A 25,605-nucleotide genomic window follows, 5' to 3' on the forward strand; every position below is an offset into this window, starting at 1 on the left:
AATCATCAATTAGACGATGTTTCAAAGATTTGAAAATCTAATCACTCCCATTGCGATATTTATCATTGGGATTATAATTGGGATTATCGTTGAAAGGGTTATACTTAACAAACTTTACAAGCTCGCTCAGAAGACGAAGTGGGAGGGTGATGATATAATAATTGCTTCACTTCGTGGATGGATCATATTTTGGTTTGCGCTTGCTGGTTTAAATGCAAGTGTTCTCTTGCTTGGGCTTAAGTCCGAAACAATGGGATATATACAGAAGTTTATAATGATTTTTTACATTTTTTCAGTGACGATGGTTCTTGCCAAAATAGGCGTTGGCTTTGTCAATATGTATAGTAGGAAAGCCAAAGATGTTTTGCCTTCAACAAGTTTGTTCGTGAATTTGACAAGGATTGTAATTATTGGGATTGGAATACTTGTTATATTGCATTCACTTGGGATTTCAATCGCTCCTCTTTTGACAGCACTTGGGATTGGAGGATTGGCTGTGGCGCTTGCTTTACAGGATACGCTTTCAAATTTATTTGCTGGCTTGCATATCTTGATGACAAGACAAATAAAACCCGGGGATTATGTCCGACTTGAATCTGGGGAGGAAGGTTTTGTTGTTGATATAACTTGGAGAAACACGACGATAAGAGAGCTTCCGAACAATTATATCATTGTTCCGAATTCAAAACTTGCTCAAGCGATAGTCAAGAATTATTACATGCCTGAGAGAGAAATGTCAGTCGTAATACAAGTTGGCGTAAGTTATGACAGTGACCTTGAAAAGGTGGAGAAGGTTACAATTGAAGTGGCAAAGGAGGTTATGCGCGAGGTCCCCGGGGGTATTCCTGAATTTGAACCATTCATAAGATACCACACTTTCGGGGACTCAAGCATTAATTTTTCTGTTATATTGAGATGTCGCGAGTTCACGGATCAATACATAATCAGGCATGAATTCATAAAAAGGTTACACAAGCGATACCGCCAAGAGGGGATAGTGATTCCGTTCCCAATCAGGACGATTTACATCAACAGAAGTGACACTTAAACATCAAAATAGAGCATAAATTCATATGGATGCGGTCTCATCCTCATTGGATTCACTTCCTTTTCCCATTTATACTTTATCCACGCCTCTATGACATCTTCCGTGAAGACATCACCGCGGAGAAGAAACTCGTGGTCTCTTTCAAGTGCTTTAAGCGCTTCTTCAAGCGAGCCGGGTGTTGATGGTATGTTTTTTAACTCCTCGGGTGGAAGCGAATAAATGTCCTTATCAAGCGGTTCACCTGGATCAATTTTATTTATTATACCATCAATTCCTGCCATAAGCATAGCTGAAAAAGCAAGGTAAGGATTGCAAGAGCCATCAGGGAATCTGACTTCAATTCTTTTTGCTTTGGGGCTTGATGAATAAGTAGGTATGCGAATTGCTGCGCTTCTATTTCTTTGTGAATAGGCAAGATTAACTGGGGCTTCAAAACCCGGGACAAGCCGTTTATATGAGTTTGTCGTTGGATTTGTAAAAGCACATAGAGCAGGTGCATGTTTTAAAATCCCGCCAATGTAATAAAGGGCGATCTCACTTAAATTCGCATATCCATTTCCGTAAAACAATGGCTGACCATTTTTCCATAAGCTCTGGTGACAGTGCATACCAGAGCCATTATCTCCAAAAATTGGTTTTGGCATGAAAGTAGCTGTTTTACCATGTCTTCTTGCAACATTCTTAACAATGTATTTAAATATCAAAAGATTGTCAGCGCATTTGACGAGTGGAGCGAAGCGGAAATCAATCTCGCATTGCCCGCCAGTGGCAACCTCGTGATGTTGAGCTTCAACTTGTAAACCGCATTGTTCCATTATTAAAACCATCTCATTCCTTATGTCATTTAAAGAATCGGTTGGTGGCACAGGGAAATACCCTTCTTTATATCTGGGTTTATACCCGAGATTTGGTTTTTCATCTCTTCCTGAGTTCCATTGACCTTCAATTGAGTCAATGTAATAATATCCCTCGTGCGCATTTTGATCAAAGCGAACATTATCAAAGATGAAAAACTCCGCTTCTGGACCAAAATAAACAACATCAGCTATACCCGTTGATTTAAGATACGCCTCTGCCTTTTGAGCTATATATCGTGGACACCTTTCGTATTTTTCTTTTGTTATTGGGTCATATACATCACAAATTAAGCTTAAGGTTGGTACCTCTATAAACGGATCAATGAAAGCAGTCGTCGGGTCTGGAATTACAAGCATATCGCTTTCGTTTATACTTTTCCAGCCCCTGATGCTTGAACCATCAAACCCAAAACCATCTTCAAACGAACTTTCAGTTAACTCATGGACTGGGACGCTGAAGTGTTGCCATTGTCCTGGGAAATCCATAAACTTCAAATCAATCATTTTAATTTTGTGTTCCTTGATAATCCTGAAGATGTTTTCAATTGCTTCGCTTTTCATGCGTTTTTGACCGTTTTGTTTTTGATTAATTATTATTTCTCATCAGAAATTTTTATTCTTGTCGTCTCTTTAATCGTTGATAAAACTATATTTGTCCTTGTGCCAGTGACCCCTGGCCAGGATTGAATTCTTGCGAGGAGTTTTTCAAGTGTTGATGTGTTTTTGGTTTTTACTTTAAGTAAATGCGAACCTTCACCGGTGATTGAATGGCACTCAAGTATCTCGTCAACTTCCATCACACGCTCAATGAAAAGCGGGTAATTTTTTGATGAATCAATGCTAACAAACACAAACGCAGTTATATCTTTACCAAGTTTTTTTGAGTCAAGGATAGCTGTATAACCCTTTATAACTCCGGCATCTTCAAGTTTTTTCATTCGTTCACTTACCGATGGAACTGATAGCCCTGTGGCTTGAGCGATTTCATTTCTTTTCATTCTGCCATTTTTTTGGAGCAAATCCAAAATTTTAAGGTCAATATCATCAAAATTAATCATTTTTTAGGATAAATTTTATTTTAAGCTAATTTTTTAAGGAAAAAATCGCACTTAATATAATAAAATTGGATGAAATTGTCAAGTGTTTTTATAAGTCCGTGGTCGGTTTTGATTTCCCCAAACGTTGTTTCGTTTTCTTGCAACAAAGCAACTTTTTTCGTAAAATTGTCTTTGGAAGACAAATAAATCAACTCCCTTGTGATGAGAAAATTAATTTTCCTTTTGTTTTTTGCGAGTGTGCCTAATTTTGCCGATAATTTCGTTTATGTTATAAAAGTTGAAGGCACGATAAATCCGGCTACCGCTGAGTATATATCAAGTTCAATAAAGAAAGCAACGGAAGAGGGCGCCGAGTGTCTTGTTATAGAACTTGACACTCCTGGGGGATTGCTTGAATCAACAAGAAGCATTGTAAAGTCAATTCTTTCAGCCGAGATTCCTATTGTAGTTTTCGTTTATCCATCCGGGGCGAGAGCTGGTTCAGCGGGTGTTTTTATAACGCTTTCGGCTCATATTGCGGTTATGGCTCCGGGGACAAATATCGGCGCAGCTCATCCGGTCGGAATCGGCGGTATGGGTGATACTTCAAAGGTGATGGAGCAGAAGATAACCAATGACGCTGCAGCTTTTGTTAGAACCATCGCGGAAAAAAGAAATAGAAATGTTAAGTGGGCTGAAAAAGCCGTCCGAGAAAGCATATCCTCAACCGAGACGGAAGCTTTAAAGGACAGCGTCATTGATTTGATAGCTAAGGATTTAAATGACCTCCTTGACAAAATTGACGGTAGGAAGGTTAAAATTGATTCTGGTGAAAAAATTTTACGCACAAAAGATGCCAAAGTTAAGTTTGTTGAAATGAACTGGCGTGAAAAGCTTCTTGCGTTGATAAGTGATCCGAATATAGCCTATATACTTCTCTTACTTGGGATTTATGGGATTTTGTTTGAACTTTATAATCCAGGAGCAATTTTCCCTGGAGTTATAGGAGCTATTTGTTTGATACTTGCCTTTTACTCTTTGCAGGCACTGCCGATAAACTACGCTGGGCTTGCCCTGATAATACTTGGCATAATTTTGCTTTTACTTGAGATAAAAATTGTAAGTCATGGGCTTTTGACAATTGGCGGTGCCATTTCCCTTTTACTCGGTTCAATAATGTTAATAAACTCTCCGTTTGAGCTTATGCAGATTTCTTTAACCGTGATAATAACGGCGGTTGCTTTGACCGTTCTTTTCTTTCTTTTTGCCATAGGTATGGCTTTGAAAGCTCAAAGAAGAAAACCGACCACGGGGAAAGAGGCTCTAGTTGGAGAGAAGGGAATAGCTCTTACAAAGTTTAAGCCAGCATCAAACGGTTGGGCTACAGGACAAGTCAGAGTGCACGGCGAAATATGGAAAGCGATGAGTCAAGATGTTATAAATCCAAATGAAGAGATAGTTGTTCAAGGCATTGAAGGGTTGACATTAAAAGTTGCAAAGAGCGACAAACAAAAATAAAAAATTAAAGCTGGAGGATTGCTATGACAATATCACTTTTGACTGTAATCATTGTTTTTTTGATCATCATACTTTCAAGCGCAATAAGAGTTCTGCGTGAATATGAGAGAGGTGTCATTTTCCGACTTGGTAGGTTGATCGGAGCTAAAGGACCTGGGCTTATACTTTTGATCCCGATAGTTGATAGAATGGTTAAGGTCAGCTTAAGGACAGTCGCCTTAGATGTCCCACCTCAAGATGTTATAACAAGGGACAATGTTTCAATAAAGGTGAATGCTGTTGTTTATTTTAGAGTTGTTGACCCTGAGAGAGCGATCGTTGAAGTTGAAGATTATCTTTACGCCACATCTCAGCTTTCACAGACAACTTTGAGAAGTGTCCTTGGACAAAGCGAACTTGATGAAATACTTGCTGAGAGGGAAAAGATCAATCAGAATCTACAGCAAATAATTGATGCGCACACCGATCCTTGGGGTATTAAAGTTTCAATGGTTGAGATCAAGCATGTTGATTTACCTGCTGAGATGCAGAGGGCTATGGCAAGGCAGGCGGAAGCAGAAAGGGAAAGAAGAGCTAAGGTGATAAGTGCCGAAGGAGAATATCAAGCTGCACAGCGACTTGCCGAAGCTGCACAAATCATTGGACAATATCCGACGGCAATTCAATTGAGATTTTTGCAAACGCTCTCGGAGGTCGCATCTGAAAGAAATTCAACGACGATCTTCCCTATCCCAATTGAGCTGATAAGACCCTTTATTGAAGCTGGGGACAAGAAAAAATAAAAGGGATTTTATAAAGATTGAATTTACTTGTTGTTGGTTCAATAGCGCTTGACACAATTGAAACACCTTTTGCAAGTGTGTCTGAAACCCCTGGTGGTTCAGCACTATATATATCAATCTCGGCAAGCTACTTCACCGATTCAATAGGTCTTGTTGGTATAGTTGGAGATGATTTCCCCAAAGATGTAATTGATGAACTAAAACAAAGAAATGTAAACCTTAGTGGACTTAAAATAGTCCCGGGTGAAAGAACTTTCAGATGGGCTGGGAAATATCACTATGATATGAACACAAGGGAGACGATTTACACCCAACTCAATGTTTTTTCTGACTTTGACCCTATTATACCTGATCATTTTAAATCAAGTAAATACATCTGCCTTGGGAACATTGATCCAGTCCTTCAGATGAAGGTTTTAAATCAAGTTCGGAGTCCTAAACTTGTCATAGCAGATACTATGAATTTTTGGATTGAACGAAAGTTTGATGAGCTTCTTGAGACATTAAAACATGTAAATGTGCTGATTGTAAATGATGCGGAAGCCAGGCAAATTGCCAGAGAGCCGAATTTGATAAAAGCCGGTAGAAAAATTTTAAAACTTGGTCCCGATGTCGTGATAATAAAGAAGGGGGAACACGGCGCTGTTCTTATGATTGATAATGCGATTTTTTCAGCTCCAGCTTACCCAATTGAGGCAATTCAAGACCCAACCGGGGCTGGTGATACATTTGCTGGTGGGTTTGCCGGATGGCTTGCGAGGACGGATGATGTTTCTGAGAAAAATTTGAGAAGAGCTGTCATTTATGGGAGCGCAATCGCTTCGTTCTGTGTTGAGGACTTCGGAATTAACAGAATTAGGAAACTTTCATGGGAGGATATACAAAAAAGATTTAGGGCTTTTAAGGAGATGACAAGTTTTGAGGTTGATTGAGCAATACATGATTTACTAACAAAGTTGAATGAGAAGGTGAAAAAGTTTCAAATTTTATTTTTGTTAATTTTTTTAAGCACAAATTCACCAATGGTATTTCCCTCGGAGAAAAAATTTCTTATCAACGGTGAACCCACATTTACAGGGCTTGATGCGGGGATGTTTCAAGATACCAACACGAGAATTAAAATTGACCTTTCCGGAAAATGGCTCGCTAAGGTTGAGAACAAATGGATTGAAATACAAGTACCATCAGCATACGACTTCACAGGGGATGTCACTTTCAGAAAAAATTTTAACCTATCTGATTCAATCTTGAATAACATGACGCTTTTTCTTGTCTCTTACGGGATAAATTATGAGTGTGAGATATTCATCAACGGTCAGTTTTTGTCAAGTCATATTGGTGGTTACACATCGTTCGTTGTAAAAATCCCAGACAGGATGTTGAATTTCGGAGACAATGTGATTGAGATAAGGGTTAGTAATAAACTTAACTCAAGGACTACTATTCCATTGAGGCACCAAGTTTGGGCGTGGAGAAATTACGGTGGGATTTTTCGTGATATCTACATCCTTGCAACTCCGAAGGTTTGGATTGACGACGCAAAAGTTAAATATACATTTGGAAGCAATTACGCTGTTTTGAATGGAGAAATTGAATTATATGTGTCGTCCGTTGAGATTTCAAGGATTTTCCGAGATAAAAATTTTGAACTCAAGCTTCAGATTTTTGAGAGAGAGAATAATACTTTTGTCGCTGAGACGGCACCAGTTAAATTTTTTATTGATGATTCAAGAAGTCAAAAGATCAACTTGCCATTTACTATATATAACCCGAAGATGTGGAGCCCCGAGTCCCCATCACTTTACATTTTGAAATTGATTTTGACGAACTTAGGAAATGTAGTTGATGAGTTTATCATTCTCACCGGGTTTAGGGATGTGAAAATTTTAAATGGCGACATTTATTTAAATGGGAAAAGATTTATTTTTAAGGGAATCTCAAGGCATGAGGACCATCCGAAATATGGCAACTCCCTAACCTATGAGGAGATGGAAAAAGACATAGTTTTGATAAAAAATCTCGGCGCAAATGCAATTCGCCTCGGGCATTATCCCGCTCATCCTTATGTTTTGAATCTTTGCGATAGATATGGGCTTTTCGTCCTTGAGGAGATACCTGTTTGGAATGTTCCCGCTGATATACTGACAGAAGAAAGATATATCTCCTTAGCTAAGGATTATGTCTATGAGATGATAAATCGCGACAAGAATCATCCATCTGTTTTTGCTTGGGGGATAGGAAATGAGTTTGATTCTGCTGAGCCGATCGCAAGAAGATATGTTGAGGAGTTGAGGAAATTTATCCGGGCAATTGATGATAGACCCGTTTATTATGTCTCAAGGATGATAAAAAATGATGTTTGTGCTGATCTTGTTGACATCGCCTGTGTAAATGTTTATATAGATGATTTGAGAAAATTTTCCGAGAATATATCGTTTTGGAAATCAAAATATAAAAATAAACCAGTTGTGATAAGTGAGTATGGCAAAGCTGTTCAACTTGGAAATAGGAATGGGTATTCCGATCCTTTGTCATATGAAAGTCAGGCGAAGTATATACTTGAAAGGTATAGGTTGATTCAAGAGTTTGATTTGGATGGTTCTTTTGTTTGGATTTTTGCTGATTGGAAGGGGGAAAGACCTGTTTTAACTTTGCCGAACAGTGATCGCTATCTTTACACAATGGGTCTTGTATCTTATGATAGATCTGAAAAGCGTCCAGCGTATGAGGTTTTAAAAGCCCTTTACACCGAGGGGAAAATCCCAGCACTTCCAATTGGTGATTATTCAGAGCCTATTCCGACAGTTTATACCATCATAGGAATTATCTTGCTTCTTTCTCTTTCTTATATCTATTACTCATATCGCTGGTTCAGAGAGAATCTTAACAGGGCTCTTTTCAAGCCGTATAACTTTTTCGCAGATGTCAGAGATCAGTATTTAATTTCAAGCGGACAGACGACGATACTTTCGCTTATCTTATCTTCAACATTTGGGATTTTCATTGCTGGCGTTTTGAACCGATTAAAGCAGAATGAATATCTTGATTATATTCTGACACATTTTATATTCGTTGACCAACTGAAAGTGAAGTTGATTTCAATCATTTGGGACCCGCTTTATTCTTCAATTTTCTTTTCAATTTTATCTTTCGTTTCAATTCTATTTATCGCTCTTTTGATTCAATTTTTCTCAACCTTTGTTAAGGTGAAAGTTTACCCCAGCCATTCGTATTCGGTTGCTGTGTGGTCATTTTTGCCTTTGATATTTTTAATCCCAATTGATATGATTTTGTACAGGGTGATAAATGGATTTGGGTCGGGTTTGGTGATCGTTTTAATTGGGGTTTTCGTTTGTTTGATTTCTTTTGTAAGGTTGGTGAAAGGGATTGCGATAATTTATGAGGTTAAGCAGTTGCGTGTTGGCGTTGTTTCCGTTGCATTGATTTTAGTTGTTTTAGGTTTCATATTGCTTTATTATAATTATAAGTTTTCGTCCTTTGCATATTTGAAGTTTTTTCTGAACATTTTGAATAGCACAAAGTAAAAAGAAAAAGTTATGGGGTTAGATGTATCTATCACGGCTTGAGATATTTGGTTTTAAATCTTTTGCTCAAAAGGTTGAATTGAAATTTAACGGTGGTATAACTGCTATAGTTGGACCAAACGGTTGTGGCAAGACAAACATAGTTGATGCGATAAGGTGGGTGCTTGGCGAACAAAGAACGAGCGTGTTAAGGAGCGACAAGATGGAAGATGTTATCTTTAACGGAACTAAGTTTAGGAAACCGCTCGGTATGGCTGAGGTCTCAATTACAATTCAAAATACCAAAGGAATACTCCCGATGGAATACTCAGAGGTGACGATAACGAGACGTCTTTTCAGATCTGGGGAAAGCGAGTATTTAATTAACAAGGTCCCTTGCAGGTTAAAAGATATAATTGACCTTTTTGCTGACACTGGCATGGGAGCAAACGCTTATTCTGTCATTGAGTTGAGGATGATTGAGACGCTGTTGAGCGATAAAGCTGAGGAAAGAAGAAAACTTTTTGAGGAAGCAGCTGGCGTGACGAAATATAAACAGAGAAGAAAAATAACCTACCGAAAACTTGAAGATGTTAAAAATGACCTTTCAAGGATAAATGATATAATCCGCGAAGTTCAAAAAAATGTAACTTCGCTTGAAAGGCAAGCCAAAAGAGCTGAAAAATATAATCAAATAGCAGAGGAATTAAAAGCAAAGGAAATTGAACTACTTGAGCGGGAGTTCTCAGAATTAAAGAGGAACTTGATTTACCTTGAGGAGACATTGGAAGTTGAAAAAAATAAAAGATATGATGTTGGAACATCATTGAACCAGGGGGAACAACTTCTTGATGTTTTAAAAGGTGAGTTGAGAACGCTTGAGCTTCAAATTGATGAGATCTATTCAAAGATTGAAAGTAAGACAAAAGAGTTAAGTTCAGCCGAGCAGGAAATAGCTCTTTTGAGGGAGAGAAGGAAGTTGGCAATTGAAAGGATTGAAAAAATATCAAATGAAAAAACGGAACTTCAACAGCAACTTTACGATCTGAATCAGCTCCTTGTTGAGAAAAAGTTAAAACTTGATGCTATTTTATCCGAGAAGGAGAAATTACAATCCCAGTTTTACGAAAGGAAAAGAGCGCTTGATGAGCTCACAAAGTTGGTTGATGGGAAAAGATCAGAATTAAAGCGGTTAAATGAGATGTTGATTGAAAAAATAAGCTCTATTTCCTTGAAGAGGAATGAGATTGAGAAGATGAAGGCGAGAATGGAAAACTTAAAGGGGCGACTTGAAATTTTGAGCGATGAGAAGACCTCGTATGAAAATGAGGTGAAGTCCGCTGAAGAAGAGTTGAACTCGCTTCTTGCGAAAAAAGCCTTTCTGGTAAATGAGCTTGCAAATGCGGAAAGGATACTTAAAGAAAAGGAAAACCTTCGGGATAAGTTAAGGATTGAGGTTGAGGAACTTCAAAAGAAATCTTTTGCTATCCAAAACGAGATAGGGAAGAGAATTTCAAAGATTGGTTTCTTGAGGGACTTGCTTGAGAAACATGTTGATTTGTCGGAAGGAGCTCAGTTTCTCGTTCAAAATTATAATTCAAACTTTAAGAGCGTTTCTGATGTGATTGATGTTGATCCACAGTTTTCATCCGCCATTGAGTCGGCACTTGGTGAATCGGCTGGTTATCTTATAGTTGATACTGTTGACGAGGCTGAAAAGGCAATTGAGGTTTTAAAGGCACAAAATAAGAGCAAGGTTACATTCATATGTCTTGAAAAAATCCCTGAAAATTACGCTTCTAATTTCCCGGTGAACGGAGATGGTATCATTGGGTGGGCAAGTGAGATGGTGCTGTGTGATAAAAAGTTTAAAAAGGTTATTGATTTACTGCTTGATGATTACCTTTTGGTCAAGGATAAGCAAAGTGCGATAAATGCTTTGAGAAAGTATGGGAGCGTTAAGTGTGTTACGCTTGATGGGGAAATTTTCACGGATGAGGGTTTGATAAAAGGAGGTAGCGCAAATGGCTCGACGCAGAGCGTCATAGGTAAGCGAAGACAAATTGAAATTCTTGAAGGTGAAGTGGCGAAACTTAAAAAAGAGCTTTCAAGCATTCAATCTGAAATAGAACATAAAAGCAGTGAGATTGAGGAGATAAATTTGAAAGGATTATACGATGCGATCAGGGAAATTCAGGGTGCTGTTTCAGAGGTTGAAAAACTTACAAGTCAAGCGGAATATAAGAAAGAAAGGGCGAGGAGAAGCATTGATGAAATTGAAAGGGAAAGAGATGAACTTGAAAGGGAAATTAATTCGGTTGCAGATGTTTTGTCAAAGCTTGAACCTGAAATTGGAGGTCTTGAAATGGAAAAGGAGGAGATTGAATATAATCTTTCTTCCGCAACTGCTGAGTTTGAGATGTTGGAGAGAAATTGGAGCGAGAAGGCGGAGGCGATTTCAGAACTTAACATAAGGCTCATCTCAATTGAAAATGAGGAAAAAAACATTGAACTTGAGATAAAACGGATAAAGGAGGATATATTTAAAATATCAAAGCGTATAAACGATTATGAAGTGGAAAGCGAAGCGAATAAAGCTCACATTGAGGAGATAGATTTGAACCTTTCTGAACTTGGAGAAAAACTTTCATCTCTTGAAAGCGAGGTGACTTCGCTTCGTGGACGATTGAAGGAAATTCAACAACTGCACAGCGACAAGTTAGTTGAAATTCAAATGCTTGAGATGAAAATAAAGGAAGAAAGGGCAAAATATGAAGAATATATCAGCGCTATGCATGACCTTGAGATGAAGATAAACGAGATCAAACTTAGGATGGAAAACTTGAAAAATAAGGCGATGGAGGAATATCAAGTTGAAATTGGGTTTAAGGAGTTTCAAGATGATAAAACATTTAACATTGCTTTGTTGAGGGAGGAGGTGGAGGATTTAAAAGCGAAGCTGAAAGCACTTGGACCTGTCAATTTGCTTGCTTTTGAGGACTATCAGGAGGAAAAGAAACGGCTTGAATTTTTAATTTCACAGAGGGATGATCTCATTGAATCCGAGAAGACATTGACGGAAACCATTGATGAGATTAATACAACAGCACAGAAGAAGTTCCTTGAGACATTTGATAGGATAAAAGAGAATTTCAAGAAGACATTTGTGACCTTATTTGGTCCAGATAGTGAAGCGGACATCAGGCTTGTTCCGGATGAAGATGGGAAAGTTGACCCGCTTGAATCAAGGATTGAGATAATGGCTAGGCCAAAAGGGAAGAGATTGCAATCAATAGACCTTCTCTCAGCTGGGGAAAAGACTCTTACCGCTATAGCTCTTTTGTTTTCAATTTATCTTGTCAAACCAAGTCCATTTTGTGTCCTTGATGAAGTTGATGCGCCTCTTGATGATGCAAATATTGAGAGATTTATAAATCTTCTCAAAAGTTTCTCAAATGATACCCAGTTTATTATAGTCACCCACAGTAAAAAGACGATGGAGGCAGCTGATACTCTTTACGGGGTCACAATGGAAGAGGAAGGCGTTTCAAAAATTGTGTCTGTGAAATTCAAACAAGAAATTGAGGAGAGATGAAAATAAAAGTATTTTGTGATTTTGATGGAACGATAACGAAAAAAGATATCGGGGATTTGTTTTTTGAAACATTCGGGGATAGACAATTTTATCAGCAACTCGTTGAACGCTGGCGTGATTATGAGATATCGTCCAAAGAGATGTGGGAGGAGATAGCTAAAAAGGTTAATGTCAATGAGACGGAAGCAGTTGAATTGATAAATTCACAGGAGATTGACCCGTATTTCGTTGATTTCGTTAAATTTTGCAAAGACAACGGGATAGATCTCTTCATTCTAAGCGATGGTTTTGATTTTTATATTTCAAAGATACTTGAAAAATACGGTTTATCTGAATTGAAGTTTTTCTCAAATAGATTGAGAATTGATGGAGGTAGGGTAAATCTTGAGTTCCCATATCCTGATTCAGTTTGCAGGATTTGTGCGAATTGTAAGCGAAATCACATGTTAACGCTTTCGGGCGATGATGATGTGATTATTTACATTGGGGATGGTTATTCGGATAGATGCCCCGCTGAATATGCGGATGTCGTTTTTGGAAAGAAGGAATTGTTAAAGTTTTGTCGTGAGAGAAATATCCCTGTTTATGAATTTGAGACATTTAAAGATGTCATTGAGCAGTTTCAACGCTTCATAAGTGGGAGGAAGAAATTGAGAAAGAGGTGGAGGGCTGAATTGAAAAGGCGAGAGATTTTCATGAGAGAATAAAAAGAGGATAAATCGTGTCGGGTGATTTCAGACAAAAAATTTTCTCATATCGGAGTTATACGCCGATACCTTTTTTGATAGTTATGCTTGTATTTGCAAAGCCAACCTTTTGGAGCTTGTTGATAGGTTTTTTAATTGCGCTTGTCGGTGAGTTGATAAGATTTTGGGGCGTTGGATATGCCGGTGGTGAAACGAGAACGACCGGACCAGTTGGCGGAAGTAAACTCGTGACAAATGGACCCTACGCATATGTCAGAAACCCGTTGTATTTGGGAAATATGTTGATTTACCTTGGTTTTGGTGTTATGTCAATGGCTTTGTTTCCTTATTTTCAAATCATCGGCTTGATTTATTTTTTCGTCCAGTATTATCTCATTGTTACGCTTGAGGAAGATTATCTAAGTAAAGCTTTCCCCGATGAGTATGCTTTGTATATAAAGCATGTCCCGAGGTTTATACCGAGGTTAAAAAGGTATGAGTTCGCTTCAAATTTTAAATTTGACATCAAAGAAGCGTTAAAGTCGGAGAAAAGGACTTTGCAAGCATTTTTTCTTGTAGTTGCCTTGAATATTTTGATTTTCATTTTCAAAACAAGTTGAGGTTTATATTTGTCTAAAATGGCGAAGAAATTAATGGTTATAGCTGGGGAAGCATCTGGGGACCTACACGCAAGTAAAGTGATATGTGCGCTTAAAAGATTGAACCCGGAAATTGAAATTTTTGGGGTAGGCGGTGAAAAGATGAAAAGGTGTGGAGTTGATCTCATCTATGATATATCTGAGATAGCGGTAATCGGTTTTGTTGATGTGTTTAAAGGTTATGTTAAGTTCATTGAGCTTAAGGATTTGTGTGAATCAGCTCTGATTGAGCGAAAGCCAGATGGCGTTCTTCTTGTTGATTATCCTGGGTTCAATTTAAGATTTGCGAGGTTTGCGAAAAAGAACGGAATAAAAGTTTTTTATTATATAGCACCTCAAGTGTGGGCGTGGGGGAGAGGGAGAGTTAAGGTGTTGAAAAAGTTCGTTGATAAACTTTTCGTGATTTTTAAATTTGAGGAAAGTTTCTTTAAAAGTTATGGTGTTGAAGCTGAATTCGTGGGGCATCCACTTCTTGAAGATATAGCTAAGGTAGAGAATCTTGATGTTGATTTTCTCCTTTCAAAATATGGAATTGAACCCAACAGAGAGGTCGTCTCTTTTTTCCCAGGGAGCAGGATCGGAGAAATAAGGTTGATGTTTAATACGATGCTTGAAGTTGGAAAAATTTTGAAGGAAAAGTTTGGGGTTGAGGTCGTTTTCAGCAGGGCTAAGACGATTTGTGAAGATGAATTTTTTAAAATCGGAGGCGAAGATGTTAAGTTTTTTAAGTTTGTTGATGAGCCGCATGCTTTGCTCAAGATGTCAAAGGTTGCTGTCGTAAAAAGTGGAACCACATCTCTTGAAGCGGGGATTCTCGGGATTCCCATGGTGGTTTGCTATAAGACATCGGCTTTGAATTATTTTATCGGGAAGTTGCTTGTGAAAAAGGATGTAATTGAAAGCATCGCACTTCCAAATATAGTTCTCGGGAAGGAGGTTGTCCCTGAACTTATTCAAAATGATTTCACAGTTCAAAGAGTTTTTGAGCTCGTCAAAAGATATCTTGAGGACGAGAAATTTTTTAGTGAGGTGAGGGGTGAGCTTTTAAAGATAAAGGAAATCCTTAAATTTGATTTTGGATATAAGACGACCTCTGAGATTGTGGCTGAAAAAATTCTTTCTATGTTATGACAATAGCAGGGATGAAAATCTGGCGCAGATTGAGGTTTTTGCTTTTACCTTTTTCACTGATTTACTGGTTGGTTATTTCGTTAAGAAATTTATTTTATGATTTCGGCATATTTCGGATAAAGACGCTTCCAAGACCAGTTATATCTGTTGGGAACATCACTGCTGGTGGGACTGGAAAAACGCCGATGGTTGAATGGATTGCGAAATTTCTAAGCCAAATGGGGAAAAATGTTGCGATTTTGAGCAGAGGGTATGGTAGAAGGACTGAGGGTTTTGTGCTTGTAAGTGATGGAAATAGGATTTTTTCAGGAGCGGATGAATGTGGGGACGAACCGTTTCAGATGGCTTTAAAATCTGTTGATAAAGGATTGAATTGGATCATTGCCGTTTGCGAAAATAGATTTGAAGCGGGAAGAAAACTACTTGAAAAATTTGAAATTGATGTTTTTATACTTGATGATGCTTTTCAAAGAAGGGACATAAATCGCGATGTTGACATTTTGCTGATTGATGATGAATCTGTGAAGGAATTTTTAATCCCGGCTGGTTTGAAGCGGGAGCCGATGAGTTCGCTGAAAAGAGCCGATGTGGTTTGTGTTCAAGGTTTGGAGGGATGGAGCGCGTTTGAAAGATATATTAGAGGTGAAAACGTTGTAAGATGTGTTTTTGGGTATAAACTTCTTGAAATACGGAAATTTTTTGATTATATTTTACTTGAAAAGCCATTTGAAGGTAAAAAAGTCATCGCTTTTTCAGGAATAGGAAAACATAAAAATTTTTTAAAACTATTGAAAGATAATAAATTTTTGATTCTAAAGGATTTTGAGTTTCCCGACCATTACAGGTATAGCAAGGATGACATTAAGAGAATAATAAGACAAATGGAGTTGGTTGGTGCTGAAATTGTTTTGACGACTGAGAAAGATTATGCGAGATTGTATGAAATGAAGGATTTAAAAGATTTTCCTTTTTTTTATTCGGTTATTGAGGTTGAGTTCTACAGTGGGGGTGAAGAATTAAAGCAAAAAATTTTGGGGTTGGTGAGATGATTAAGATAGGGGTTTCTTATTGTGATAGCAAACTTGAGAATTATTTGAATTGGCTCAAGAGGTCACCTGTGGGAGTTGAACCAGTGATTTTATCTTATAAAGAACTTAACTCTGATGATTTGAGAAAATGTGATGGTTTAATTTTAACGGGCGGTGATGATGTTCACCCTGAATTTTATGGTGAGCCGGAGCGCGAGGGTGACAAATACAACCGTGAAAGGGATTGGTTTGAATTTAAGCTTCTTGACATTGCTTTTTCAAGGAATTTGCCGATACTTGGGATTTGTCGTGGTTTGCAGATAACGAATGTTTATTTGAGGGGGAATTTGGTTTTTGACATTCAAACTGTTATAGGGACAAACCATCGCAAGGATGAACAAACCGGGGAAGATCGCTTGCATGATATTTTCGTAATAGATGATTCAAAGCTTTTCAATATAGTCGGTGAGAAGAGAGGGACGGTTAACAGCAGTCATCATCAATCGGCTGATAGGTTAGGCGAGGGTTTGAGAGTTAATGCTAAGTGTGAAGATGGGGTCATAGAGGGTCTTGAGTGGGAAGGTGATGATAGGTTTGTTATGCTTGTGCAGTGGCATCCCGAGAGGATGAGAGATTTTAACAGTGCATTTTCAAAGAAGTTGCTTGAGTCATTTATAAGTTCAATTTTACAAAAATAAATTTAAGGAGGAGGGTTAAATGCCGAAGAAATATGTTTATTTTTTTGGTGGAGGAAAAGCTGAGGGAACTGCTGAAATGAAAAATTTACTTGGTGGGAAGGGAGCAAACCTCGCTGAGATGACAAACATTGGATTGCCCGTTCCGCCTGGCTTTACAATCACAACGGAAGTTTGTAGCTATTATTACAAGCATAATCAAACTTATCCAAAGGGACTTGAGGAACAAGTAAAGAAAGCCCTTGCAAAGGTTGAGAAACTTGTTGGGAGGAAATTTGGTGACCCTAAAAACCCTCTTCTCGTCTCCGTTAGGTCAGGTGCTCCGGTCTCAATGCCAGGGATGATGGATACGATTTTAAATCTCGGGCTTAATGATGAGACCGTTAAGGGTTTAATTGAACAGACAAAAAATGAGAGATTTGCCTGGGATGCATATCGTAGGTTTGTTCAGATGTATGGTGATGTTGTTTTAGGTTTGAAGCCGGAGACAAAAGAGGAAATGGACCCGTTTGAAGTTTTGATTGAAAAGAAGAAAAAGGCGAGGGGAGTTGAACACGATGTTGAACTTACAGCTGAGGATTTGAAAGAGCTTGTATATGAGTTCAAAGAATTGATAAAGAAAAGAAAAGGGGTTGATTTTCCTGAAGACCCATGGGAGCAACTTTGGGGAGCGATTGGTGCGGTGTTTCGTTCTTGGATGAATCCAAGAGCGGTTGCATATAGAAAGATTTACAATATCTCCGATGATATGGGAACTGCTGTAAATGTGCAGACGATGGTTTTTGGGAATATGGGTGATGATTCTGGGACCGGTGTTGCTTTCACAAGAAATCCCGCAACCGGGGAGAATGAGTTTTACGGTGAGTTCTTGATGAATGCCCAGGGTGAGGATGTAGTTGCTGGAATAAGAACTCCATTACCAATTGAGAAACTTAAGGAGGTAATGCCGAATGTTTATGAGCAGTTGCTCAAGGTGAGGCAAATCCTTGAGAGCAGATTAAAGGATATGCAAGACATTGAATTTACCATAGAGCGTGGAAAACTTTACATGTTGCAGACACGCGCTGGGAAAAGAACTGGTTTTGCAGCTGTTAGGATAGCGGTTGATATGGTTGAGGAGGGTTTAATAACCAAAGAAGAGGCATTGTTGAGGATAGAGCCGGACGCTTTAAATCATCTTTTAAGACCAATTTTTGATGCAAAGGAAAAAGAAAGAGCAATAAAAGAGGGGCGTTTATTAGCCAAGGGTTTGCCAGCAGGACCTGGAGCAGCAACTGGGCGGGTTGTTTTCCATTCTGAAGATGCCGAAGAGTGGGCAAGGCGCGGGGAGAAAGTTATTTTAACAAGGATTGAAACATCACCAGAAGACATAAGAGGGATGTATGCAGCGGAAGGGATTTTGACCTCAAGGGGTGGTATGACATCGCATGCGGCTTTGGTTGCAAGACAAATGGGGAAGGTTTGCGTTGTTGGTTGTGGCGCGCTTGATATTGATTATGCGAAGAAGGAAATAAGGGTCAATGGACAGGTGATAAAAGAGGGAGATTATGTTTCAATTGATGGCTCAACTGGGGAAGTTATACTTGGTAAAATAACAACAAAGCCAAGCGAGGTATTGCAAGTTTTGGTTGAAAAAACGCTTGACCCTGAGAATGCGCCTGTATACAAGCAGTTTGAAAAATTGATGAAATGGGCTGATGAAGTTAGAAGGTTGAGAATAAGAACGAACGCTGACCTTCCAAAGCAAGCTGAGATAGCCGTTGCATTTGGAGCTGAGGGTATTGGTTTGACAAGAACTGAGCATATGTTTTTTGAGGGTGATAGGATAGTTTCAATGAGAAAAATGATATTGGCTGACACGAAAGAGGAAAGGGAATCTGCTTTAAATGAGCTTTTGCCTTTGCAAAGACAGGACTTTTATGGGATTTTTAAAGTTATGGGTGATAGACCTGTAACGATTAGAACACTTGATCCACCTTTGCATGAGTTTTTACCACATACGGATGAAGAGATAAAAGAATTTTCTGAAAAGACAGGAATTCCAGAAGAAAAAATCAGGCGAAGGATATCTGAGCTGAAGGAATTTAACCCGATGCTTGGTTTTAGAGGTTGTCGTCTTGGAATTGTTTATCCAGAGATCACTGCTATGCAGACAAGGGCTATAATTGAGGCAGCTTGTGATGTCGCGAAAGAGGGTATTAAGGTGAAACCGGAAATAATGATACCTTTAGTTGGACATGTGAATGAGTTGAAAAATCAAGAAAAGATTGTTCGTGAGGTTGCAGAAAAAGTGATGCAGGAGAAGGGGATAAGGGTTGAGTATTCGGTTGGGACGATGATTGAGGTTCCAAGGGCAGCGATAACGGCTGATGAGATAGCAACCGTTGCTGAGTTTTTCTCGTTCGGGACAAATGATTTAACTCAGATGGGAATGGGGCTTTCAAGGGATGACTATGAGAAGTTTATTTACAAGTATCTTGATCTTGGAATTTACGACAAGGACCCATTTCAAACGATAGATGTCAAGGGTGTTGGTGAGCTTATGAGGATCGGGGTTGAGAAGGGTCGTCTGACAAGACCGGATTTGAAAGTTGGGATTTGTGGGGAGCATGGTGGCGATCCAGCGACGATTGAATTTTGTCATAAAATTGGGCTTGACTATGTCAGTTGCTCACCGTATAGGGTTCCAATAGCAAGATTGTCAGCTGCAAGGGCTGCACTTCTTTATGATGGTTTTAAGAAGAGGGAAATGGTTAAGAGAACTGATAGGAAGGCAGCTAAAAAGGTTAAGGCAACCGCTAAATCAAAGTCAAAAGCTAAGGTAAACAAACGTTAATTCCATGGCGGGGGGTGAATCCCCGCCTTTTTAAATTTAAATAAAATTTTAAAACGCTATGAAACTTTCGGATTTCAGTTATCAGCTTCCGAAAAACTTAATAGCGAAATATCCGGCTGAGCCAAGGGATAGTGCACGACTTCTTGTTCTTGACAGGAAAAGCAGGAAGATTGAGGACAAAGTTTTTACTGATATTGTTAATTATCTTGATCCTGGGGATTCGCTTGTCATCAATGTGTCAAAGGTTTTCCCTGCGAGATTGATAGGTAGAAAAGAGAAAACAGGGGCGAAGATTGAAATTCTTTTGTTAAGGGAGCTAAATCCCGAGGAGCATCTTTGGGATGTTTTAGTTGATCCAGCGCGTAAGGTTAGGATTGGGAACAAAATTTATTTTGGTGAAAACGATGAAGTTTATTGTGAGGTCATTGATAATACGACATCAAGGGGCAGGACGATAAAGTTTCATTATGAGGGTGATTTTTTTAGGTTTGTTGAGAAATATGGTCAAGTTCCTCTTCCGCCATATATAAAAAGACCACCTCAGGAAGAGGACAAGGAGTGGTATCAGACGGTTTATGCAAGTGTTGTTGGGTCAGTGGCTGCGCCAACAGCGGGATTACATTTTACAACGCGACTTTTGAAAAGAATTGAAAAGAAAGGTGTTAAAATCGTTCCGATAATTCTTCACATTGGGATAGGGACTTTTAGAAAAGTTGAAGTTGAGGATTTAAGTAAGCATAGGATGGATTCGGAGTATTTTGAGATTTCTCCTGAGAGTGCAAAGTTGATAAATGAAACGATAGATAAAAAGAAAAGCGTTGTAGCTGTTGGCACAAGCACTGTTAGAGCGCTTGAGTCAAGCGTTACAGCAGATGCCCATGTTAAACCTTATAAAGGTTGGACTGATAAATTTATTTATCCGCCTTACGAATTTAAAATTGTCGACAAACTTATAACGAATTTTCATATGCCTGAGTCAACTCCGCTTATACTTACAGCTGCCTTTGCAGGGCTTGATCTTTTGATGGAAGCTTACAGACACGCGATAAAAAACGGTTATAGATTTTTAAGCTACGGCGACGCAATGCTTATAATCTAAACCTAATTTTCCTCATTCCTTATGAAAACGCTCATCTTTGTTTCCCTCAACATTGTCATTTTTTTAATTTTTGTTCGTCTCCTCAGGCAAAAGAACCTTTTAAGTTATTTTGAATCAGGGCGTTGGTGGATAACTTGGCTTGCGGTATCAGTTATAACTTTGATGGATGAACTCACATCAATTTATTATGCCCCTTTTGAGGCATATAGATTTATTGGGATAAAGGCGATTGTTTACATCGCTTTGACCTCCCTTTTCATTCGCTTCCTTTCAACGCGAATGGTTGAAATTGCAGAAATACTTGAAGTTCATAATATAAAAGGTGGTGGTGTTTATTCATTTTCATATCTTGTCCTCGGACCAACCGCTTCGTTTATTGCGGTGGCTTCAATTCTTGTGACTTATATTTTAACTGCATCAATTTCAACTGTTAGTGCTGTTGAAAACGGCGCTGCTTTCCTTTCGGTTTCACCAGAGATTAAATTCATTCTAAAAATTTTTGTGGTTTGGTTTATAACGGGGCTTAACATCCTTGGCATAAGGGAAAACGCGAGATTTACATTTTTGATTTTCATTTTCGTTTCATTTGTGATTTTGAATTTAATCGCTGGGGGATTTTTGAATTTTTCCTCAAGTTCGCTTGCAAAGGTTTACGAAAGTTATTCGCTCTTTATATCAGATTTGAACGGCGATTCAATTTTTAAATCATATTCAAACGTAATTGCTGGGATTGGTAGTTGCATCCTTGCATATTCGGGTATTGAATCGGTGCTTCAAACAGCTTCACTTGTCAAAAGCTGGCATGATATAAGAAAGGCATATATTTTCCTCGCTCTAACGGTTGGAATAGTGACACCACTTATCGCTTTGTTTGCGCTTTCGTCAGGGATTGAACTTGAAAAGCATGAGACGGATCTGATACCTGCATTTGCAGAGAAAGTTAACGGTTACTGGTTTGGTGTAGCTGTTAGCGTTTTGGCGAGCGTGACGCTTATAATGGCTGTGAACACGGCGATGGTTGCATCATCAGAGTTAATAGAGAAAATCTGCGAGAGATATAACTTCCAATGGTTGATGAAGTTAAATCGTAGGGGCTCGCTTTATAGAATTCACATAATGAATGGTATATTCTACTCATTTATCCTTTTGATAACAAGCGGTAGCCAAGCAGTTCTTGCCGAGATGTATGCGGTTGGTCTTATCGCAAGTTTTGCTATAAATATCGCCTCTTTGTTGATTTACAGGTATTTAATGGGGACGAAGGAAATAACATACCATACTTCAAGGGTTGGGACGCTTGTGCTTTTCATTTTCATAGTGAGCATTTTCATTTATATTGTGTTACATCGTCCTTATGGAGCGATGTTATGGCTTTTTATGACAATTTTCTTCCTTTTGGCTGGATTGAGAATTTCGAAGTTTAGAGCGCCTGAAATTCCTATAAGGCGTGTAACAGATAATCCGATGGACATTGTTTTCACAATTGCTGAAATTGATTCAAATGAGGTTCATATTCACTTTAAAAGACCAAGGGAAAATATAGGGCAGATTGATTCAAATTCAATCTATGTTAGTTTTTATTCGCCACGACTTGATAAGCCGGAGAAAAAATTTCAAAGACATTTTTGGATCGCAATTCAACCGCGAATGAATTTATTTGATATGATAGTTGGATTGTTGAACACAATCAGCTATGATGCGCCCCCAGATAAAAAGATACACATACATTTTGGTTGGCCACTTTCCTCTTGGCTTGATAGAATGTCAACTGGGATAATGGTTTATAACATAATGAATTTGCCGAGAAAATTTCCAAGATTTATCTTTCACATTGATTACCCGGGAAATGAAGAACAAAAAGATGGAGGACCAACTTGAGGGTAACTGCGATAATTCCAGCTGGTGGATATGGTAAACGCATGAGCGCTGGGATACATAAACAGTTGATAGAAATTGCTGGAAAACCGATTTTGGTTCACACGCTTGAAAAATTTCAGAACTGTGATTGTATTGATGCGATAATTATAGCGGTTGCTCCAGAGATCTTGCTTGATGTTGAGCATTTGGTAAAAAAATTTAATTTGACCAAGGTGGTTGAAATAACCGTGGGGGGAAACGAGAGGCAAGATTCGGTTTACAACGCACTTCAGATGATGGTTTATCATTACACTGAAATCGTTGTTGTCCATGATGCGGTTAGACCTTTTATAAGTTGTGAGAAAATTTGTGAGGTTGTATCAGCATGCAAGGAAACCGGTGCAGCTATACTTGCCGTGCGACCGAAAGAAACGGTAAAGCTTGGGGATAGAGATAACTTTGTGGGGCAGACATTAGATAGGGACAAACTTTGGCTTGTGCAGACGCCACAGGCATTTTATTATACGATTTTGCAGAGAGCGTATAAAAAAGCTTATACTGACTCTTTTTATGGCACCGACGACGCTTCACTTGTTGAACGGCTTGGTGTGAAGGTTAAAATTGTTGAAGGGCTTTATGAGAACATAAAAATAACGACGCCTGAGGACATTGAATTTGCAAGGATGATGCTTGAGAGATAAATTTAATGAAAGTTAAAAATTAAAATTTTGGTGATGCTTCGCAGATATATTGAAAAAAATTTCCCAAGTGTAGAAATAAATCGCCTGTCGGTTCCCGAGCGGATCGCTTTGAAACCAATTTATATGATACATCGGATTTTTGCCCGCAGGGTCGGATCGGTTTTTAGAGCTATAATTTTGGGAGCTTTGAAAGATGAAAACACATCATTGATGGAAGAATTTTATCGGTCGCAAGCTCGTCTGGAGCACTCTAATTTGGTCATACTTGATCCAATGTGTGGAGGAGGCACAACCCTAATTGAAGGTTCACGCATCGGAGCTAAAACAATTGGATTTGAAATCAATCCGGTTCCTTGGTTTATCACAAAATGTGAACTTACGATAGTGCCACCAGGAGAACTTAAGAAAGAATTTGAACGGGTTGAGAAAAGTGTTGGGGCAAAAATTAAAGAAATGTATGAAACAATTTGCCCCCATTGCTCAAATACTGCTGAAATTATCTATACCTTCTGGATTAAAACAATAAATTGCCCTAGCTGTCATAAAGAAGTTGAACTTTTTAAAGATTATATCATCACATTTGATAAAAAAGAGCAAAACTACTTTATATTGTGTCCTTCTTGTCACAAGGTAATTCATTACACCCAAAAGCCCAGGGAGAATGAAAAATGTCCACACTGTAATTTTGATTTTAACCCGTTTCAAGGTAGCGTATTGAATAATATCGTTGTTTGTCCCTACTGCTTGGATGAGTTTAGTTTCATTAATGAGTTAAGAAAAAAGGATGAGCCACCATCAATAAAACAATATGCAATTGATGGCTGGTGTCAAAAGTGCAAAGTCAGATTTATCAAAGAGCCCGATGATTTTGATTTAAAAAAATACGAGGCGGTAAAAAGTGAATTTCTTCTGAAAAAGGATAAGCTTTTATTCCCACGGGAAGAAATACCCGATGGTTTTAACACGAATCAAATGAAGAAACATAATTATCGGTTTTGGTATCAAATGTTTAATGAGCGTCAGCTTTTTTCATTGTCTTTACTTCTTGAACAGATAATGAAGATAGAAAAAGAAAATGTACGGGAGGCGTTGTTATGTGCATTTTCCGAAACACTTCGCTCAAATAATTTGTTTTGTTATTATGACCGAAGATGGGCTAAACAATTAACACCTCTTTTTTCAAGGAAGGATTTTGCCCCCGTTTACTTCCCGCTTGAACAAAATGTGTGGGGTGGTAGGTTCGGACGAGGAAACTTCAAACAAACCTTTAACCGTCTTTTAGAAGGCAAACAATATAACCTTATGCCGTTTGAGCGTAAATACATGGGTAAAAAGGTAAAGCGCATTTTTATAGATGAAAAAATCGGAGAAAACCATTGGGAATTATACTGCGTAGATGCAAGAAAAATGGATGAATATGTTAGAGAGAAAGTGGATTTAGTTATAACTGACCCGCCTTATTTTGACAGCATAAATTATTCAGAAGTTTATGATTTCTTTTATGTGTGGCTTCGGATAGCGCTTAAAGATAAATACCCTTATTTTAAACCGACCACAACTCTAAACGATGCAGAGGCTATTGTCAATGAAATTCAAGGTAAAAGTAAGGAAAAATATGTTGCGATTTTGAGTGAAATTTTCCATAAATCAGCTCGGCTTTTAAAGGATGATGGGCTTTTTATTTTCACTTTTCACGATTTTGACGAAGATAGTTGGTGGGATATGTTTGAAATAGTTGAGCAAGCTGGGCTGAAGGTGGTGAAAATACATTTTTACCACGGTGAAAATGTAAGCGCAGGAAGGTTCGGCGGACAAAAAACGGTCTTTGATGCGATATGGGTTTGTAAAAAGAGCAGCAACGATCTCGCTCCGATTCCTTTGAAAAATATAATTCCAAAAGTGAAACAAGAGGTAAAAAAGCTGACAGCGCAGTTTTATCAGGGCAAATTTTTCAAATTGGACACTGGTGATTTGAAAATTTTTGCCCTAGGCAAATTAATTGAGTTTGGTGGCAAAAACCTAACAAGGGAAAAATTAAAGGAAATTGTAAGCATTTTGGTAGAAGACGAAGAATTATTAACTTTTCAAATGCATCATCATACAAAAAATTCAACCGTTCAACTAAATTTGTTTGATAAAGATAAGCAAACCATTGAATTATTAAGAATTGATCGGAAAGCATACCTGGTTGAAGAATAAAAATAAAGTTATCATAAGCCCTGATGTTGATGGTTTCCTTTGCGGTCTTCTTGTTTCCTATTACCTTGATTGGGAAATCGTTGGGTTTTATGATGGTGGGAAAATTTCAACAATTGCATCAACCCTAATAATTTGAGAGACTTTGATAAAATACACGATTTTAAAAGTAAATATCCATTTGGAACAATTCACTTTCTAATTTGCCTTTTAAGTAATATGAAGGTTTCCGTTGAGATACCAAAAAACGCAGTTGGAATAATTATGTTTGCTGATGGCGTGTTTAAAAGTATGAATTGGTTAAAATACTTAAGAGAAAGGGAATTATTTCGTTTTCTTTCCCTTCAAGCACTCGT

The 25,605-nt window shown here is 38.3% G+C and carries 19 protein-coding genes; 17 read left to right on the forward strand and 2 right to left on the reverse strand.

Annotation, left to right across the window (positions count from 1 at the left end):
- Positions 1 to 16 precede the first annotated feature (16 nt).
- The gene (locus FKZ43_RS03605; RefSeq protein WP_140944520.1) at positions 17 to 1,048 is read left to right on the forward strand and encodes a mechanosensitive ion channel family protein; all 1,032 of its coding nucleotides are present in this window, start codon (positions 17 to 19) and stop codon (positions 1,046 to 1,048) included.
- On the opposite strand, the gene glnA is transcribed toward FKZ43_RS03605, so the two are convergent.
- Entirely contained in the window at positions 1,045 to 2,466 is a 1,422-nt protein-coding gene (gene glnA / locus FKZ43_RS03610; protein WP_140944521.1) for a type I glutamate--ammonia ligase, read from the reverse strand. The two genes, FKZ43_RS03605 and glnA, sit on opposite strands and share 4 nt — an antisense overlap.
- Positions 2,467 to 2,498: 32 nt before the next feature.
- On the reverse strand, positions 2,499 to 2,963 hold the full coding sequence (locus FKZ43_RS03615; protein WP_140944522.1) for an Lrp/AsnC family transcriptional regulator: 465 nt from the start codon (positions 2,961 to 2,963) through the stop codon (positions 2,499 to 2,501).
- Between the two features lie 201 nt (positions 2,964 to 3,164).
- Between FKZ43_RS03615 and FKZ43_RS03620 the strand changes: the two genes are divergently transcribed.
- Genes FKZ43_RS03620 through FKZ43_RS11395 form a run of 16 tightly spaced genes read left to right on the forward strand, consistent with a single transcriptional unit; the run spans position 3,165 to position 25,388 of the window.
- Positions 3,165 to 4,460 (forward strand): NfeD family protein, encoded by a 1,296-nt coding sequence (locus FKZ43_RS03620; protein WP_140944523.1) that lies wholly within the window; start codon positions 3,165 to 3,167, stop codon positions 4,458 to 4,460.
- Between the two features lie 23 nt (positions 4,461 to 4,483).
- Positions 4,484 to 5,242, forward strand: a complete 759-nt coding sequence (locus FKZ43_RS03625) for a slipin family protein (protein ID WP_140944524.1) — start codon at positions 4,484 to 4,486, stop codon at positions 5,240 to 5,242.
- A gap of 17 nt (positions 5,243 to 5,259) precedes the next feature.
- On the forward strand, positions 5,260 to 6,174 hold the full coding sequence (locus FKZ43_RS03630) for a PfkB family carbohydrate kinase (protein ID WP_140944525.1): 915 nt from the start codon (positions 5,260 to 5,262) through the stop codon (positions 6,172 to 6,174).
- A 36-nt stretch (positions 6,175 to 6,210) separates the two neighbouring features.
- Positions 6,211 to 8,787, forward strand: coding sequence for a glycoside hydrolase family 2 TIM barrel-domain containing protein (locus FKZ43_RS03635; protein WP_140944526.1), 2,577 nt, complete (start codon positions 6,211 to 6,213; stop codon positions 8,785 to 8,787).
- A 22-nt stretch (positions 8,788 to 8,809) separates the two neighbouring features.
- On the forward strand, positions 8,810 to 12,361 hold the full coding sequence (gene smc / locus FKZ43_RS03640; RefSeq protein WP_140944527.1) for a chromosome segregation protein SMC: 3,552 nt from the start codon (positions 8,810 to 8,812) through the stop codon (positions 12,359 to 12,361).
- Positions 12,358 to 13,068 carry an MtnX-like HAD-IB family phosphatase gene (locus FKZ43_RS03645; RefSeq protein WP_140944528.1) on the forward strand — a complete coding sequence of 237 codons (711 nt, stop codon included), beginning with the start codon at positions 12,358 to 12,360 and terminating at the stop codon, positions 13,066 to 13,068. Before smc ends, FKZ43_RS03645 begins: the two co-directional genes overlap by 4 nt.
- Before the next feature lie 14 nt (positions 13,069 to 13,082).
- Positions 13,083 to 13,667: a methyltransferase family protein gene (locus FKZ43_RS03650; protein ID WP_235894673.1), complete on the forward strand. Its 585-nt coding sequence runs from the start codon at positions 13,083 to 13,085 to the stop codon at positions 13,665 to 13,667.
- An 18-nt stretch (positions 13,668 to 13,685) separates the two neighbouring features.
- Entirely contained in the window at positions 13,686 to 14,837 is a 1,152-nt protein-coding gene (gene lpxB, locus FKZ43_RS03655) for a lipid-A-disaccharide synthase (RefSeq protein ID WP_140944529.1), read from the forward strand.
- Positions 14,838 to 14,848: 11 nt separating this feature from the next.
- Positions 14,849 to 15,886 (forward strand): tetraacyldisaccharide 4'-kinase, encoded by a 1,038-nt coding sequence (gene lpxK / locus FKZ43_RS03660; protein ID WP_181180241.1) that lies wholly within the window; start codon positions 14,849 to 14,851, stop codon positions 15,884 to 15,886.
- Positions 15,883 to 16,563 (forward strand): gamma-glutamyl-gamma-aminobutyrate hydrolase family protein, encoded by a 681-nt coding sequence (locus tag FKZ43_RS03665; RefSeq protein WP_140944531.1) that lies wholly within the window; start codon positions 15,883 to 15,885, stop codon positions 16,561 to 16,563. The genes lpxK and FKZ43_RS03665 overlap by 4 nt, the downstream gene beginning before the upstream one ends.
- Before the next feature lie 19 nt (positions 16,564 to 16,582).
- Complete coding sequence (ppdK, locus tag FKZ43_RS03670; protein WP_140944532.1) at positions 16,583 to 19,396, forward strand: pyruvate, phosphate dikinase; 2,814 nt, start codon at positions 16,583 to 16,585, stop codon at positions 19,394 to 19,396.
- A gap of 58 nt (positions 19,397 to 19,454) precedes the next feature.
- Positions 19,455 to 20,495, forward strand: a complete 1,041-nt coding sequence (gene queA / locus FKZ43_RS03675; protein WP_140944533.1) for a tRNA preQ1(34) S-adenosylmethionine ribosyltransferase-isomerase QueA — start codon at positions 19,455 to 19,457, stop codon at positions 20,493 to 20,495.
- A gap of 21 nt (positions 20,496 to 20,516) precedes the next feature.
- Positions 20,517 to 22,373: an APC family permease gene (locus tag FKZ43_RS03680; protein WP_140944534.1), complete on the forward strand. Its 1,857-nt coding sequence runs from the start codon at positions 20,517 to 20,519 to the stop codon at positions 22,371 to 22,373.
- A complete protein-coding gene (gene ispD, locus FKZ43_RS03685; protein WP_235894674.1) occupies positions 22,370 to 23,053 on the forward strand; it encodes a 2-C-methyl-D-erythritol 4-phosphate cytidylyltransferase in 684 nt (227 codons plus the stop codon). Before FKZ43_RS03680 ends, ispD begins: the two co-directional genes overlap by 4 nt.
- A 33-nt stretch (positions 23,054 to 23,086) precedes the next feature.
- Positions 23,087 to 25,252, forward strand: a complete 2,166-nt coding sequence (locus FKZ43_RS03690) for a hypothetical protein (RefSeq protein WP_140944535.1) — start codon at positions 23,087 to 23,089, stop codon at positions 25,250 to 25,252.
- Complete coding sequence (locus FKZ43_RS11395; RefSeq protein ID WP_181180242.1) at positions 25,242 to 25,388, forward strand: hypothetical protein; 147 nt, start codon at positions 25,242 to 25,244, stop codon at positions 25,386 to 25,388. The genes FKZ43_RS03690 and FKZ43_RS11395 overlap by 11 nt, the downstream gene beginning before the upstream one ends.
- The last annotated feature ends 217 nt before the right edge of the window (positions 25,389 to 25,605 follow it).

Source organism: Candidatus Thermokryptus mobilis, assembly GCF_900070205.1.
In the GTDB taxonomy this organism is placed as follows: domain Bacteria; phylum Bacteroidota; class Ignavibacteria; order Kryptoniales; family Kryptoniaceae; genus Kryptonium; species Kryptonium mobile.

Coding starts and splice junctions, on each gene's coding strand:
- ppdK (WP_140944532.1), top strand. CDS start 16,583: ATGCCGAAGAAATATGTTTATTTTTTTGGTGGAGGAAAAGCTGAGGGA.
- glnA (WP_140944521.1), bottom strand. CDS start 2,466: ATGAAAAGCGAAGCAATTGAAAACATCTTCAGGATTATCAAGGAACAC.
- FKZ43_RS03690 (WP_140944535.1), top strand. CDS start 23,087: ATGCTTCGCAGATATATTGAAAAAAATTTCCCAAGTGTAGAAATAAAT.
- lpxK (WP_181180241.1), top strand. CDS start 14,849: ATGAAAATCTGGCGCAGATTGAGGTTTTTGCTTTTACCTTTTTCACTG.
- lpxB (WP_140944529.1), top strand. CDS start 13,686: ATGGCGAAGAAATTAATGGTTATAGCTGGGGAAGCATCTGGGGACCTA.
- queA (WP_140944533.1), top strand. CDS start 19,455: ATGAAACTTTCGGATTTCAGTTATCAGCTTCCGAAAAACTTAATAGCG.
- FKZ43_RS03665 (WP_140944531.1), top strand. CDS start 15,883: ATGATTAAGATAGGGGTTTCTTATTGTGATAGCAAACTTGAGAATTAT.
- FKZ43_RS03625 (WP_140944524.1), top strand. CDS start 4,484: ATGACAATATCACTTTTGACTGTAATCATTGTTTTTTTGATCATCATA.
- smc (WP_140944527.1), top strand. CDS start 8,810: ATGTATCTATCACGGCTTGAGATATTTGGTTTTAAATCTTTTGCTCAA.
- FKZ43_RS03645 (WP_140944528.1), top strand. CDS start 12,358: ATGAAAATAAAAGTATTTTGTGATTTTGATGGAACGATAACGAAAAAA.
- FKZ43_RS03680 (WP_140944534.1), top strand. CDS start 20,517: ATGAAAACGCTCATCTTTGTTTCCCTCAACATTGTCATTTTTTTAATT.
- FKZ43_RS03615 (WP_140944522.1), bottom strand. CDS start 2,963: ATGATTAATTTTGATGATATTGACCTTAAAATTTTGGATTTGCTCCAA.
- FKZ43_RS03620 (WP_140944523.1), top strand. CDS start 3,165: ATGAGAAAATTAATTTTCCTTTTGTTTTTTGCGAGTGTGCCTAATTTT.
- FKZ43_RS03605 (WP_140944520.1), top strand. CDS start 17: ATGTTTCAAAGATTTGAAAATCTAATCACTCCCATTGCGATATTTATC.